Annotated in this window: 15 protein-coding genes; 3 read left to right on the top strand and 12 right to left on the bottom strand. The window is 34.9% G+C overall.

Annotated features, from left to right (window positions below; genetic code table 11):
• Positions 1-127 precede the first annotated feature (127 nt).
• From AC4BC3_RS01545 to AC4BC3_RS01520, 6 genes are all read right to left on the bottom strand, one after another.
• Positions 128-688 carry a bactofilin family protein gene (locus AC4BC3_RS01545; protein WP_206909338.1) on the bottom strand — a complete coding sequence of 187 codons (561 nt, stop codon included), beginning with the start codon at positions 686-688 and terminating at the stop codon, positions 128-130.
• Positions 689-842: 154 nt separating this feature from the next.
• Positions 843-2156 carry an NCS2 family permease gene (locus AC4BC3_RS01540; RefSeq protein WP_067483128.1) on the bottom strand — a complete coding sequence of 438 codons (1314 nt, stop codon included), beginning with the start codon at positions 2154-2156 and terminating at the stop codon, positions 843-845.
• Positions 2157-2348: 192 nt separating this feature from the next.
• The gene (locus AC4BC3_RS01535) at positions 2349-3059 is read right to left on the bottom strand and encodes a B3/B4 domain-containing protein (protein WP_206909340.1); all 711 of its coding nucleotides are present in this window, start codon (positions 3057-3059) and stop codon (positions 2349-2351) included.
• 1 nt (position 3060) lies between these two features.
• Positions 3061-3597 carry a GNAT family N-acetyltransferase gene (locus AC4BC3_RS01530; RefSeq protein ID WP_490466781.1) on the bottom strand — a complete coding sequence of 179 codons (537 nt, stop codon included), beginning with the start codon at positions 3595-3597 and terminating at the stop codon, positions 3061-3063.
• An 18-nt stretch (positions 3598-3615) separates the two neighbouring features.
• On the bottom strand, positions 3616-4068 hold the full coding sequence (locus AC4BC3_RS01525) for a MarR family winged helix-turn-helix transcriptional regulator (RefSeq protein WP_490466780.1): 453 nt from the start codon (positions 4066-4068) through the stop codon (positions 3616-3618).
• A 136-nt stretch (positions 4069-4204) separates the two neighbouring features.
• On the bottom strand, positions 4205-4786 hold the full coding sequence (locus tag AC4BC3_RS01520; protein ID WP_490467272.1) for an NUDIX hydrolase N-terminal domain-containing protein: 582 nt from the start codon (positions 4784-4786) through the stop codon (positions 4205-4207).
• A 206-nt stretch (positions 4787-4992) separates the two neighbouring features.
• On the opposite strand from AC4BC3_RS01520, the gene AC4BC3_RS01515 reads away from it, so the two are divergent.
• Both AC4BC3_RS01515 and AC4BC3_RS01510 read left to right on the top strand, forming a co-directional pair.
• The gene (locus tag AC4BC3_RS01515) at positions 4993-5700 is read left to right on the top strand and encodes an AzlC family ABC transporter permease (protein ID WP_206909345.1); all 708 of its coding nucleotides are present in this window, start codon (positions 4993-4995) and stop codon (positions 5698-5700) included.
• On the top strand, positions 5687-6016 hold the full coding sequence (locus AC4BC3_RS01510) for an AzlD domain-containing protein (protein ID WP_206909348.1): 330 nt from the start codon (positions 5687-5689) through the stop codon (positions 6014-6016). The genes AC4BC3_RS01515 and AC4BC3_RS01510 overlap by 14 nt, the downstream gene beginning before the upstream one ends.
• A gap of 739 nt (positions 6017-6755) precedes the next feature.
• On the opposite strand, the gene csn2 is transcribed toward AC4BC3_RS01510, so the two are convergent.
• The 6 genes from csn2 to AC4BC3_RS01480 all read right to left on the bottom strand — a co-directional run bounded on the left by csn2 (position 6756) and on the right by AC4BC3_RS01480 (position 13881).
• Positions 6756-7409: a type II-A CRISPR-associated protein Csn2 gene (gene csn2, locus AC4BC3_RS01505; protein WP_206909350.1), complete on the bottom strand. Its 654-nt coding sequence runs from the start codon at positions 7407-7409 to the stop codon at positions 6756-6758.
• On the bottom strand, positions 7393-7740 hold the full coding sequence (cas2, locus tag AC4BC3_RS01500; protein ID WP_206909353.1) for a CRISPR-associated endonuclease Cas2: 348 nt from the start codon (positions 7738-7740) through the stop codon (positions 7393-7395). Before cas2 ends, csn2 begins: the two co-directional genes overlap by 17 nt.
• Positions 7737-8603 (bottom strand): type II CRISPR-associated endonuclease Cas1, encoded by an 867-nt coding sequence (cas1, locus tag AC4BC3_RS01495; protein WP_490466779.1) that lies wholly within the window; start codon positions 8601-8603, stop codon positions 7737-7739. The genes cas2 and cas1 overlap by 4 nt, the downstream gene beginning before the upstream one ends.
• A 4-nt stretch (positions 8604-8607) precedes the next feature.
• Complete coding sequence (gene cas9 / locus AC4BC3_RS01490; protein ID WP_490466778.1) at positions 8608-12591, bottom strand: type II CRISPR RNA-guided endonuclease Cas9; 3984 nt, start codon at positions 12589-12591, stop codon at positions 8608-8610.
• A gap of 556 nt (positions 12592-13147) precedes the next feature.
• Entirely contained in the window at positions 13148-13519 is a 372-nt protein-coding gene (locus AC4BC3_RS01485) for a DUF1622 domain-containing protein (protein WP_206909360.1), read from the bottom strand.
• Complete coding sequence (locus AC4BC3_RS01480; protein WP_490466777.1) at positions 13516-13881, bottom strand: DUF1622 domain-containing protein; 366 nt, start codon at positions 13879-13881, stop codon at positions 13516-13518. The genes AC4BC3_RS01485 and AC4BC3_RS01480 overlap by 4 nt, the downstream gene beginning before the upstream one ends.
• A gap of 233 nt (positions 13882-14114) precedes the next feature.
• Here AC4BC3_RS01480 and AC4BC3_RS01475 point away from each other — a divergent pair, with 233 nt between their 5' ends.
• Positions 14115-14243, top strand: a complete 129-nt coding sequence (locus AC4BC3_RS01475; protein WP_206899385.1) for a methanol dehydrogenase — start codon at positions 14115-14117, stop codon at positions 14241-14243.
• Positions 14244-14265: the final 22 nt, after the last annotated feature.

Below are 14265 nucleotides of genomic sequence, written 5' to 3'. Positions count from 1 at the left end.
GAAGCAATTAAAATTTCTTTATAAGAAGACAAAAAAATCCAGAGGACTTCTCCTCTGGATTACACCTCATGCTTTTCTCTATCAAAACCACTTGATGAAGAACCTGATATTATTTAGAAATACTGCTTTATTCAGCGACTGTTACGTCACCAGTTACTGATGCGCCATCTTTATCTAAAACAGCAGAATCTTTATATTCTTGTTTTTCAAATGTGATGTTTCCGTCAACTTTCGCACCGTTTAAAACAAAACCATTTGCTTTTACTTCGATATTTCCTTTAACTGTTCCGTGAACGATGTTGAAGTTTTCTGATTCAACGATCAATGTTGGAACTGTTACTGTGTATTCATCTGTTACATTACGTTTATCATCTTGTGCGTACAAAGCAAATTTACGATAGATATCGTTACCTGCTTCACCTTTGTCATGGAATTCACCAGCAACTGTTACATCGTTATCAAATGTAACGTCTGCAGTTGTTGCAACGATCCAGTTACCATCAGCACCTAACGCTTTTTCTAAGTCGCTTGCTTTATCACTTACTGATGCACCTGAAACTACTTCTGTTGTTGAAGCAGTGCTTGAAGATGCTGCTGTTCCTTTATCTGAATCTGAGCCACAAGCTGTTAAAAACATTCCTGCTGCTGCCAAAGTTACGACTGTTGTTGCTAATTTTGTGTGTTTCATGATGTTACCTCCAATTATTGTGAGTTAGTTTTCCTCATCACAATTTTACTAATAAAACGCCTACAAATCAATAAATTGTCTCTTTTCTTCTGTTTTAATTAAAAAAAACCTATCTGTAAGTTAGTTCACTTACAAATAGGTAACGATTTATTTGTTAATTCACATTTAAAATCCACATAAAGCCAATAAAAACAAAGAATAATAAATACATGATAGGCGAAACTTCTTTTCCACGTTTAGCAGCAATCATTGTGATTGGATAGAAAATAAATCCTAACGCAATCCCATCAGAAATACTGTAAGTTAACGGCATGCCAATCAAAATCAAGAAAGAAGGAATCGCAATTTCCATTTTTCCCCATTCAATTTGGCGAAGTGACTGAGCCATCAATACACCAACAATAATCAATGCAGGTGCTGTCACTTGTGGCGTCACGATTGCTAATAAAGGCGAGAAGAACAAGCCTAATAAGAAAAATCCACCCGTTGTAATAGCTGTCAAACCAGAACGGCCACCAACCGCGATCCCTGCAGAAGATTCTACATAAGCGCCAACTGGCGAAGTTCCTAACAATGAACCAGCCAACATCGCTGTTGAATCAGCTGCCAATGCTTTACCAACTCGAGGCATTTTATTTTCTCGCATGAATCCTGCTTGATTGGCTAAACCAACTAAAGTTCCAGCCGTATCAAAGAACGTAACTAATAAGAAAGTTAAAACAACGACCCACATTTGTAAAGAATTAATATCCCCAATGTGTTTCAAAGCAACCAAAAATGTTGGTTTCAAACTTGGTGCAGCTGAAATAATTTGTGTTGGCATTTGGATCAAGCCAGTAACTAAACCAAGTAATGTAGTTCCAATCATCCCAATAAAAATTCCACCTGGCACACGACGAACCAATAGAATAGCTGTCACGACCAAACCAAAAATAGTTAACCAAGTAGATCCAACGTTCAAGGGACCTAAACCAACTAATGTCGATTCATTTGCTACAATAATTCCGCCTTCACTCAAACCTAAGAAAGCAATAAATAGACCAATACCACCAGAAATTGCATACTTTAAATCTGCTGGAATCGCATCAATAATCATCTCACGCAATTTAAAAATCGTAATGATAATAAAAATCAATGAAGCGACAAATACTCCTGCTAGTGCTGTTTCCCAAGGAATACCCATTCCCAAACAAACGGAATACGCAAAAAATGCGTTAATTCCTAACGCTGGCGCAGTTGCTATTGGATAACGTGCTAAAACTCCCATCAAAATACAACCTAATGCACTCGCTAAGGCTGTTGCTGTAAAGACCGCTCCTTCATCCATACCAGAAGCACCCAATACAGTTGGATTAACAAATAAAATATACGCCATTGAAATAAACGTAGTAAAACCAGCTAATACTTCACGTTTGACCGTAGTATTTAGCTTTTCTAGCTCGAAGTAGGAAAGTATTTTTTCCTTCATCTGACATCCTCCTAAAAATCCGAACATTAAAAAATAAGTTCGTAAAAAAATGATTAAACACTAAAACAACGTGTTTAATCATATAATAATTAGCAACATAAGTAAACTAAAATTTAGAATAATCAGTAAAACACGAACATTTTCCAAACTCATATTCCATTTAACACTAGCACGCTAACATTAGTATTTTTATCAAATAATTGTTTCAGGGGTTTTGGCTGTTAACGTACTTCTTTTTCCACTTACATCGAATGTCTTCTCCGTTAATTCTTTCAAAGCTTCCATTGCCTGCGCACCCCGGGCTGCCTGTTCTTCATTGATTGATTCGATCACCAAGATCGCCTTGGTTGTTTCTTCCGTCAACATCGTCCGCTGTGCTTCACGCCAATTCAAGCAACGACAAATTGCTCCTTCTTCATCAAAATAAATTAGTTCTTCTGGTAAAGCCGGCGCATCTTCTTGCGCACCTAAAGGTAAGAATTTTTCGCCACCAATTGCTTTTCCCAACTGTAAATCACCTTTTATTTTTTCTAGATCTTCTCCCCCACACGGCACGCCATATTCCAAAGAAATACTGTTGTAACAGTCCACCAATGGATTGATCGGTGAGAATTCACGCCCTTGACTGACTCGCTTTAATAAAGCTTCAATGGATGAACGCGCACCTTTTTTCGTTTTGAATTTCGTAAAAGCTTGTCGCCACTGTACAATCACTTCATTTTGACTAAATGGCTCCTCCGTTAGATAAACTTGTGCTTTTTTAGCCGCTTGACCCAGTAACTGAGTAGCTTTCGCCTCATTGGACGGATCAACCTGATTATTGATTCCTTCGATAACTAATAATTCAATTGTTGCATTCGGAAAAATTTCCCAAAAGCTTTGATCAACTATCACCTTTTTCATTTCACTTTCCATCCTCTCTAATAAGTTCTTTGACAAAAATATAATCTGTTTGCGCATCATCACCCATATAAAAAATATGTTCACTAAAATGAGTAAATCCCCATTTACGATAAAAAGCTAACGCTGTTTTGTTGTGTTCCCAAACACCTAGCCAAATTTTTCTTTTTTTCTTCTCCTTCGCTTTCGCAACAGCTAGTTCCATCAAACGATTTCCTAAACCCATACGTTTAAACTGTTTTCGTACATAAATACGTTCAATTTCTAAAAAATCTGCTGACATCTCTTCTGACTGTTGCTCATCAATATTGATTTTTAGATAAGCTGCCGGTACATCAGATACCATTAATAAATAAAATTCCGAACCAGTCGTCATTAGTTCTCGACGCAACTTGCCGATTTCATAAGCTTCTTCCAAATAAATCGTCATATTTACATCTGTATTAAATTCTCCAAATGTATCTTCATATGTTTCAATACTGATTGCTTGCAGTTGTTGTGCATCATCTTCTGTTAGTTTTTTTAGAGTTATTTCTGCCATATAAAGTATAATTTCCTCTCAATAAATTCGTTTATTTCCTTTTTTTACAAAATTCCAATCATCACTCACGTTTGCACTCACTTTTTCTAATAAAATTTTCAATTGCTGTGCTTCTTCTTCTGTAATCCCCTGTAGAGCAACTTGATTTGAATACTCATTTTCTCGAATGATTAATGGATAAACAGTTTTTCCTTTACTTGTTGGATAAAGATGTCTTATTTTTCTGTTTTCTTGATCTTGTTCTTTCTCGATCAGCCCATTTTTTTCCAACTTTTTAATGGCACGAGCAGTTGTAGTTCGATCCACCTTGATCATTTCTGCTAATTTTTCCTGGATGATTCCGGGATTTTCACAAATACGAACAAGGTAAAGATACTGACCACGTGTCAAATCAACTTCTTTGAATTCAATGTTACTGATGGAATCTAAAGCTCGAGCAATCACACCAATATCCCGAAGAATCTCTACCAATCAAATTCCTCTTTTCATTTATTTATTTTCTAGTTTACTCTTTTTTGTTGCAAATGCAACAATTTATTTTAATTAAATAAAAGCCAAATCAATCAGCACATCTGCCAGTCAATTTGACTCAATCGTTTGAATCACTTTACTCAAAATAAGTATTCTTTTGTTTTTGCAAATATTCCAGTTGTTCTCTCGTCGTTCGTTTTACCGATAGTTTAGGTAAGTTGTCTAACGCAAAAAAATCCATGTTTGAAGTTTCGTTATTTTCAACAAAGGAGCCTTCAATAATTGAGCAACTAAAAATCAGTTTATAATATTGATAGACTTGTGGAATATCTTTTCTCAAATTCGTATCAAAGATACCCAATAACTCATCTACTTGAACAATTAATCCTGTTTCTTCTAACACTTCTTTTTGAATGTTTTCTTTGGGCGACAGACCTACTTCAGCGTAGCCACCAGGAAGTGCCCATTCTTTTGTTTTTTTGTCTTCAACTAGCAGCACCTTATCCTCATGCTTGATATACGCGCGTACATCAACTTTAGGTGTCGGGTATCCCTCATTTTGTTCTGTTAATTGAAATAGTTCAGCAACAGATTCCCGCCCAACCCTACTCAGTAGTTCCAAAGAAAGTTTCTTTAATTCTTGATACCGTTCTTTGTCAAATTCATCTTTTCCATAATACAAACCTGCTTCAGCAATTGCTAATAACCTGCGATACATCTCTAAATCACTCACACTTCTTTTCTCCTTCCCAAAAATCCAATCATCTATTTTTAGTTTAACGCAATCGTTTACACTTAACTAAATGTTTCACTTTTCTTGACAAAAATTTAGAGAAAATTTCCGCGTATTTATTTTGACACAGTAGTAGAATCACAATAAGTTTTCTGCTATGCTTAGTGGCACATCAAGAAAGGAGAATAAAGATGAACGGACAATTAGATTATAAAACTGCCATCAAAGACACTTTGCCTACTGTTTTTGGCTATATCGGAATTGGTATTGCATTCGGGGTCGTTGGACATGCTGCTGGTCTTCATTTATTCGTTATTTTCATGCTCTCAGCTTTTGTTTATGCAGGCTCTGCACAATTCATCACTGTCAGTATGTTAACTGTTTCAAGCCCTGTATTATCAATTATTTTATCTACTTTCCTAGTCAACTCACGCATGATCCTCATGAGTACAACTTTAGCAAATTATTTAAAAGAAAACTCATTAGCACAAAATGTAATGCTAGGAACACTGCTAACAGATGAAAGTTTTGCGTTAGGGATGAACAAGTTGAATTTTAGTAAAGGAAAGTTATCATTTGAGTGGCTCAACACAGCAAATATTATTTCTTATTTGACATGGATCGGCGCAACAATGATTGGTGCTCTGATGGGTAATTTTATTAATGACCCCAAACAATTTGGACTTGATTTTGCAATTGTTGCAATGTTTATTGGCCTACTTTATCTTCAGGTAATCGCAGATCGAACATTACCTCTTTCTCTACAATTTTCCGTTATTTTATTTACGTTAATAGCAATCGTTCTCGGATTGATTTTTATACCAAGTAACTTATTAATTATTGTAGTAACACTTTTAGGCTGTGGATTTGGGGTGATGATGAAACATGTATACTACTAGTTATCTCTTTTTTACTATTTTAGGTTGCGGCTTAGCAACTTGGTTATCAAGGGTCTTACCTTTTTTGTTCATTAAGCGAATGAACTTTTCTCAACCCGTAGCAGAATTTTTAAGTTTCGTTCCAATCGTTATCATGTCTGCGCTATGGTTCAATAGTTTATTCGTTCAAAACTTGGGACATCTTCCAAGCATCGACTGGGAAAACTTATTTGCTTCCTTGCCAACTGTTCTCAGTGCAATCATTTCTAAAAACTTATTAGTAATCGTCATCGTGGGAATGATTTCTTTGGCGGCTCTACGGTTTTTCATTTTATGATAAGCAAAAAATCCTACAGACACAGAAAAAATACTGTGTTTGTAGGATTTTGTCTTTATTTTTATAAAACTGTGTCGAACATGATTATCATAAATCTCAAGTAACCATACTTTAAATCCATAACAATTACTTCTCTGATTATATCAAGAATTCGCTAGAGTCATCGTACAGAAAATTCAGATAGCCTTTACTTGACATCAACTATCTTTTGTCGGTGAACAGTGTGTATGCGGTAGTGAGGATCATCGTATCGAACTCACGAAGGATTCCCATTTGTCTTAGAAAGCTTGGTAGACCTTTTCAGCATGAAAGAAATATTACTGAGAGCAACACACCTGCTATCAATACTAAATCAAACATATTTTCAATCTACAACAGGAAAAATAATCTTTGTATCTATTCAAAACAGCATAGCTCTAAAACACAGGCTGGAATCAAAAAACAATTGATGGTGTTTTGGAAGCATTCAAAACAGCATAGCTCTAAAACTCAAGGAGCTGTGATTATCAATGAAATTGAGTTTTGGAAGCATTCAAAACAGCATAGCTCTAAAACAAAAGCATATAATGGTAGAACAACACTTACGTTTTGGAAGCATTCAAAACAGCATAGCTCTAAAACCTCGGATAAATATTTTTGAGGTTCCGTAATCGCACTATTCGCCCATAGCAAGGCTTCAGCATGAATGCTTCATTAGTTTGATTTACTTGTCAAAGAACGAAAAGATAAGTGATATCTGTTATTTTGTTGTCAAAAAATAATCTTGATCTAGAATTTGCTGAGTAACACCCTCAACTGGTCTAGGTTCCAAAAATAATACATCCACATTGTATAAAGAAATATGGTCAATTAATATTTGTAATTCTGCCTTTGTTAAATAAGAACAAGCATTCACAAATACTAATAATTTCTTTTTCACTAGATAACGATATACTTGGATTACTTCAATCATTTTTTCTAAAATAGTATCACTTTTTGTTTCGATCCGTATTCCTAAACACTTAAATATCTCCATGAGGGTCAACTCATCTTCTTCAAGATCTAGCGCATGTTCTAACAACTCATGCTGCATCACTTTGGCAATTTCCATCGACAGGTGATCAATTTTCGTTTTGATTTCTGGCTTTTCATTCAACTGATTTTCTAAATCAGCGTAAATAAATTTCAATGTTGCAGGTGAGTTCACTTCATACCCCAAAATGTCTGTAATCAAAATCAGTTCAGATTCTTTGAGGTTTTTTTGATTTTTATCAAACAATTTTAGATCACTCGTCTCATCATAATGATAGAACTGTTCAACAGTATGTGCATAAGTCTTTACATCTTCAATCACTAAAATTGTTGATAAATTTAATTTTAATGATTCATCGAGTAGCTTAAAGTTCAAATTCATCATGTGCTTCTCCTAAATAAACGACCCTTGCATCTGAATTTCCGATGCAAGTATCCTGTTCTCCTGTCAAATAGAGCATTCGCGCAAATTGTTTTTCCGTAATTGTCAAAATTGTTACTAATCCTTTTTTAGGATTATGTTGCTTCAATCGATTAATCATAGCTGTGTTAGCAGTGTTATTCAGCAAAATTTTACTATAAACAGAAAATTGGTGCATAATAAACCCTTCACTAAGTAAAAACTTTCGGAATCTCCGATAAATTTTTCTCTCTTCGGCAGTTTCTGTCGGCATGTCGAACATCAAAATCATTCTCATATAACGATAGCTCATATCCTAAAATTAGGCGCCCTTTCTATCTCGTTATTTAGTGATTTCACTACTTTTTTCGTATAATCACTAACGATATTGGTCAAAAACATTTTTTTGTTATGGTAAGGGTAATTATTCGTAAACAAATCAAATAGTGCTCGTTTGATTACTTGAAATTCCCGATGCTGATTCTCATAAACGATGTGATCAACTAGTGGTCGAAATGGTTCCATAAAATCACTTGCTAAGTTAAAATCATTGAACTGATTTGCATGTTTTAACCCAAGTTGCGTCATGCAACCTGTTTGAACAACTTCCCTTGCAAACATACTCAATAATAACGTGTAGCCATAATTCAAACCGGCGTTGATTGAATTGTCCGCCTCACGTGTAAACTCCTTACCAAACAAAGCATTGAAATAAATTCTTGCAGCATGACCTTCGCGATTACTAGGATCAAAAATTTCTAATTCATTTTGCAGGTTAAGAAGTGAGGCTGCTTTTTCTTGAAGGTCAAAGCCAGCTAGTAACTGACTTTGATTCAAGATTTTTTGTGAAATGATTTCAGTCCAAATTTCCGCTTTTCTGTTTTCTTTCCATTCCAATTGCCGAGCTAATTGCAAACTACTATCATGACGTGCATAGAAAGATAACAATTTACCAATAGGCAAACGCTTATCATCACAAAAAAGAATCAGAATATTTTCATCAATCAAGCGTTTGATCAGCATGGTAGTTAACGTAATATCTGTTGTTTCCAGTAGGAGAACATCAATTTCAGACAGGTGGATCAATTCTTGGCGATCATATGTCCGAAAAACTAAATGATTGTTTTTGTAAGTCAATTTAGAATGCGTATTTACTACTACTGTCCGCCACCCCATTGACTCAGACCAACCTTCTTTGAGTTTCGTATAACCCTGTAACTGATTGATTAATAAATGTTGCCTTATATAGTTCTGCTGTGTTTTTGTATCTACTTCGTTCGATTGTTTCTCCGAAGAACTTAAAGCTTGCTGGTGCACCTTGTTTGTTCAATTGAAGTAATTGAATAAATGATGATGCTAATTCTTTCATATTTGCATCACGATTCTTTTCATATAAATCACGGACTTTTTTCTGTCTGTCTTCCGCACCAACATAGCGATCGGTAAACTGTAAGATTACTTCTAATAATTCAGTAAATTTTGCGCGATGATTTTCTAAATAAAGCAAGCTTTTACCACCGGAATCATCCACATGTTTGGCATGGTACAATAGTTCAACTAAGTCATCTGGCAAGACCATTTGATTGCCTTTTTGAGATTCATCTGCACTTGCTAATAAACGACGACGACCATCGGCAAATTGATACAAAGAATATTTTGGAAGCTTCAATTGAACTTCAGGATGGATAAAGCCTTTTTCTTCTAAGAAGCCGACTTCATTTTTTTCAAACGCTTGTCGTTCTAAAATTTTGATTCCCACTAATTGTTGAACAACTTTCGCCGCTTTTCCTTTTTCATGAGTAATAATAACAGAATATGCCACTGTTGGACTGTCGAACCCACCATAATTGACGGGTGCCCAGTTGTTTTTTCTAGCAATCAATTTTTTTGAAGGTCCTTTAGGTAAGATTGATTCTTTCGTAAATCTACCCGTTTGTATTTCAACTTTCTTTACGATATTCATTTGATGATAGTTCATCACTTTTTTGATCGTCTTGATGTCTCTTTGGCGATTCCAAAGGACTTCGCCAGTTTCTTTGTTTTTTAACACCTCATCGCTTGTAAAAAAGTTCATGATATTTGAATAGAACTCTTTTTTGGCGGTCGCTTTGTTCAGTGCACGAATGGAAACTTTCGTGTAATCCCCATAGACAAATTCAGGTGCTAATTTAGGATAAACTTTCAATAGAGCTTGTGCAATGACCCCATTCAAGTAAGCATCTTGTGCATGATGGTAATCATTGAGTTCTCGAATTTTATATAACGAAAAATCTTTTCGAAACTGGCTTGCTAAAGAAGATTTTAACGTAATCACACGAACAGGTTTTTCGGATGATTGTTGATTGTTATATTTTTGGTGTAAAATCTGAGCAACATTTTTTGTGATCTGGCGTGTTTCAACTAATTGACGTTGAATAAAGTATGCTTTGTCCTCTTCCGTCAAACCGCCATTGACTGCTTTCGTCAAATAACTGAATTTCTTTTTGCTGATCAGTCCGGAAACCAAAAGTCTTTCCCAAGTAGGTTGCATTTCTTTCACTATATTTTCAGCAGGTACCGTGTTTGATTTGCCACGGTTCATACGAGATGTAGTCAATACACGGTTGTCGATGGAATCATCTTTTACGAAACTTTGGGGAATAATGTGATCAATATCATAGGAAGATAAGTTGTTGATGTCTAGCTCATCGCCGGTATACATATCACGCCCATTTTGGAGATAGTATAAGAACAAGCGATCATTTCTCAGTAAATTAGCGTCCTTGCTAATCGGTTCATCTTCCAAAATACTACTACCAAATTTTTTGATCGCTTCTTCTAAATATTTCATGCGTGCCCGCGAAGCACGGTTTCCTTGCGCGGTTGTTTGGTTTTCTCTCGCCATTTCTACCACAATATTTGTTGGTAATTCCCCCATGATCTCAATGATTTCTTCCACGATTTTCAAGCTTTGTAAAATTCCTTTTTTGATTGCGGGGCTACCTGCTAGTTCTTGGACACGTTCTTCTGTATTCTTGTCATTGTCAAAAGCTATTTTTTCGATTTCTTCTTTAAAGGATAGATTTTCATCGTTAATTAATTGCATAAAGTTACGGTTACGATTTCTTGGTAGATCATCATCATCAATCAAGTAATCGAGAATCGTTTTTTGTGTTTTTTGGTCAACAATACCATGAATCAGCTTGGCTGATAAACGTCCCCACCCTTTGTAATGTTTACGTTCCAATTGCTTTTGTTCTTCTTCAGTTAATAAGTCGGAAAACTGTTCTAATTGTTTACGACGCATTTTACGATCTTCAAAGACAGTCAAAATTTTTACGATTTGTTCAAAGTGTTGTTCGTATTCTGGTTGTTCAAATAACGCTGGTCGGATACCCAGTTTGACTAAATCATGATACGTTCCTAGACCTGCATTAAAAGCTTTCTCGATTCCTTCCACTTTTGGATTTTCAATGCCATATTCATTTTTTAAAAAGGCCTCTAGTATTTCTTTTTTGACTTTTCGTTGTTGTTTAAATAGATCATTGACGATTTGCTGTTTTTCTTTACTCGAAAAATTCTGCACACGTCCGTTATCATCAATGTATTTTACCTTGGTCAATTCATTGTAAACAGTAAACTTTTCATATAATAAGCTATGTTTAGGCAAGACTTTTTCCATTGGCAAATAAGAATCGTTATTGGTCATCCGTTCCACAAAGTCCGTTGCTGATTTTTCGATATCTACTTTTTCATTCAAATTCCATGGTGTAATTTTTCCAGATTCTTTTCGAGTTAGCCAGGAAAAGCCCCCTTCTCCTTGTGCTAATGGTCCTACATAATAAGGAATTCTAAATGTCATGAGCTGGCTAATTTTTGCTTCCTCTAAAAAGGGATAATATGGTTTTTGATTTTTGATAATTGCTTTTAATTCTTCTAAATGGAGCTGATAAGGAATCACACCGTTATCATAAGTTCTTTGTTTGCGTAAAAAATCCTCCTGTTCTATTTTTGCTAAGAAATCTTCCGCACCTGTCGTTTTCGTTAGCGTTTTTATCAAATATTTATAAAATGCTTCTTGGGACGCACCGCCATCGATATACCCCGCATACCCAGCTACTTTTTTGTTTTTAAATAGATCATCATACTCGTCTGGTATGTTTTCACGAACAAATCGCTTCAATGCTTTTAGATCTTCTTTGTGATCTGTAAAACGCGCAACCATACTACTTGATAATTTTGCTCGTGTGGAAGCTTCAGTTACTTTCAAAATATTGGTCAACGAAATCGCATCATAGACACTTTTTGCTGCATCAAACACACTGCGAAAATCTTCACCTATTTCAGCGAGTAAAGTTTCTAAATTTTCTTCATACTCTTCTTTTGAAAATTGGATTTTAGCATCTTCATCCAACGAAAATGTTTTTTTGACATTCCCTTGATTTCCAACAATCATTTTAATGAACTGCGCAAAGTCTCCTGTACTTTTTTCTTCAGGAAATAGACTTAAAATCAGTTCAGCTCGCTTCATACGAGAAATTTTTTGCTCGGCAATCCTATCTAAAGCGGTCAGTGAGTCCAGCTCTTTTTCAACGTTGAAGGTTTCATTGTAGACTTGGATAAACTGTTCAAACGTTCCAGAAACAGAAGAATTTTCTGTATTCAGTTCTCCTTCAATCAAAAAATGTCCTCTGAACTTAATAATGTGCGCTAAGGCAAGATAAACCAAACGTAAATCTGCTTTCTCAGAGGAATTAGCTAAATGCTCACGTAAATGATAAATCGTCGGAAACTGTTCATGGTAAGCTACTTCTTCAGCTATACTTCCAAAAATCGGATGACGTTCATTTTCTTTTTCATCTGTGATAGAAAAGCTTTCATCCAAACGAGCAAAAAAATTCGGATCGACTTGATTCATTTCTTCACCGAATATCGTACGTAAATATTGAATTCGTTGTCGGCGTCGAGCGATTCGTCTACGAGTCGTCCGTTTCAATCGTCGTCCTTCAGCGGTTTCACCCTGTTCAAATAAGCGAACACCCCAAAAGTTTTTTTTGACTGCTTTTTTTTGAGTATTACCTGAAATTTTCATTTTTCGTTTTACTAAATCATAATCTTCTGTCAGCACTGCCCATCCGACACTTGCTGTGCCGATGTCAAGACCAATCGTGTAATTTTTTCTCATCTTTACCCCTCCCAAATTTGCTTCTGTAACTTCTTTTGTAAAAATAAAAAGAATATTTCTGTTGTGTATTCTCGAATATGTGATAAAATGTACTTGTTGGTAGCATTCAAAACAACATAGCAAGTTAAAATAAGGCTTAGTCCGTAAACAAATTTTGGCACTGTATTCGGTGCTTTTTTTGTACTCTTTTTTTAATTGAATGTTGTTTTTAGAACAAGAAATTGCTACTTAATCATTTCAAATTATACCACTACCCACTTCACAAGCAAGCCTTTTCAATTGATATACAAACAATTTTTATTCTTATTAAAATAAGAATAAAAACAAAACATTTATTGAATTTAAAATAACTTTACATCAATCCATATCAAGTTATTTTTATCCAAATAAAAAAAGTGAGACAAAAACATTATCTGTTTTGCCTCACTTTTTTAGTATCACAGGTTCAAATAGTTTTTTTCAGACTGAAACTAAACATCAATTTATACTTGTGAAAATAATTCAATCATCTTTATTTAGCTTATCTATTAGCTGGTTTTCCTTGCTTCCTTCCTATTCATCTTTCATTTTCAGAAGAATCAAAAGCACCCAACTCTTCATTCAAGAAATAAGAAATAATCGTGCGAATTCCTACTAATGCCGCCAATTGAAAAATATCTTTCAATGTTGGTTTGATGATCGACTCGATGATTCCAGCAGAAATAATAATTTCCAAGCTTAGTAGAATGTAGCCACCTAACATTTTTTTAATTTCCGTGTTCTTTTTGATTTTTTCCTGTTTAGTTAATTGTTTATCAAATGAAAAATAGAGGAAATCTTTTGCGGATAATACCGCTCCCCACAGTAACAATAAGATAGCCAAAAAATTAAATCCTAAAACGAGGTATTGTGCATAAGACAAGAATTGTTCATTCAACATATCCTTCATCCTTCACTCCCCCTTACTCGTTTTTGTTTATCCGAAATTTCTCTGTTCAAGAAATAAGAGATCACTGTTCGAATGATAACCATCACAGCCAACTTCAAAATATCTGCCCAAGTTGGTCGAATAATTGATTCAACAATATCCGCCACAACTAGCACTTCCAAACTCAATAAAATATAGCTAGCCAGCAATTTTCTAACTTCTGCATTGCGCTGATTTCTTTGTACATAACTTTTTTTTATCGACTGAAACTGAAATAACGTTTTAAGCACTAAAAATATTCCCACGATCAAAATTAAAATGGAAAAAATATTTAAAACAAAAATGGCCCATTCCAAATAGAAAATAAACGTTTCATCAAACATCACATATCACACCTCTTCCATTATCCATAACTTTATTGTAAAGAATGCAAGAGGTCTCGTCCAATCAGAACAAAAAAATTCGTTTGTCATGTTTACTTATATAAATTAGACAGACTACAAAACGTGTCAAAAAAATCTTTTTTTGACACGCGTATCATTTGGTAGTTTTAACTATTGGGTCTATCATTTAAAACATAAGAGAGATGTCACGAGAAATAAAGGAGGATTTTCTTATGAACAAGAAACTACTAAAATTAAGCATTGGTTTAGGTGTTCTAGCAATTAGTGCACTTATCGTTGGAAAGAAGACGGGTTTCTTTGAAGATGACAGTCATTTATATGACGAATATGAATCAATCTAGTCGTCCAATCATCAGAGTTGTC

The sequence above is a fragment of the Enterococcus sp. AAFC-DPL-6103 genome (assembly GCF_058216595.1).
The sequence above is the reverse complement of the archived record's forward strand: the minus strand, read 5'-3'. Positions and strand labels throughout refer to the sequence as shown.

Excerpts from the sequence above, each read along its gene's own strand:
- AC4BC3_RS01545 (WP_206909338.1), bottom strand. The coding sequence starts at position 688 with ATGAAACACACAAAATTAGCAACAACAGTCGTAACTTTGGCAGCAGCA.
- AC4BC3_RS01540 (WP_067483128.1), bottom strand. The coding sequence starts at position 2,156 with ATGAAGGAAAAAATACTTTCCTACTTCGAGCTAGAAAAGCTAAATACT.
- AC4BC3_RS01535 (WP_206909340.1), bottom strand. The coding sequence starts at position 3,059 with ATGAAAAAGGTGATAGTTGATCAAAGCTTTTGGGAAATTTTTCCGAAT.
- AC4BC3_RS01530 (WP_490466781.1), bottom strand. The coding sequence starts at position 3,597 with ATGGCAGAAATAACTCTAAAAAAACTAACAGAAGATGATGCACAACAA.
- AC4BC3_RS01520 (WP_490467272.1), bottom strand. The coding sequence starts at position 4,786 with ATGTATCGCAGGTTATTAGCAATTGCTGAAGCAGGTTTGTATTATGGA.
- AC4BC3_RS01515 (WP_206909345.1), top strand. The coding sequence starts at position 4,993 with ATGAACGGACAATTAGATTATAAAACTGCCATCAAAGACACTTTGCCT.
- AC4BC3_RS01510 (WP_206909348.1), top strand. The coding sequence starts at position 5,687 with ATGTATACTACTAGTTATCTCTTTTTTACTATTTTAGGTTGCGGCTTA.
- csn2 (WP_206909350.1), bottom strand. The coding sequence starts at position 7,409 with ATGAATTTGAACTTTAAGCTACTCGATGAATCATTAAAATTAAATTTA.
- cas2 (WP_206909353.1), bottom strand. The coding sequence starts at position 7,740 with ATGAGCTATCGTTATATGAGAATGATTTTGATGTTCGACATGCCGACA.
- cas1 (WP_490466779.1), bottom strand. The coding sequence starts at position 8,603 with ATGGGGTGGCGGACAGTAGTAGTAAATACGCATTCTAAATTGACTTAC.
- cas9 (WP_490466778.1), bottom strand. The coding sequence starts at position 12,591 with ATGAGAAAAAATTACACGATTGGTCTTGACATCGGCACAGCAAGTGTC.
- AC4BC3_RS01485 (WP_206909360.1), bottom strand. The coding sequence starts at position 13,519 with ATGAAGGATATGTTGAATGAACAATTCTTGTCTTATGCACAATACCTC.
- AC4BC3_RS01480 (WP_490466777.1), bottom strand. The coding sequence starts at position 13,881 with ATGTTTGATGAAACGTTTATTTTCTATTTGGAATGGGCCATTTTTGTT.
- AC4BC3_RS01475 (WP_206899385.1), top strand. The coding sequence starts at position 14,115 with ATGAACAAGAAACTACTAAAATTAAGCATTGGTTTAGGTGTTCTAGCA.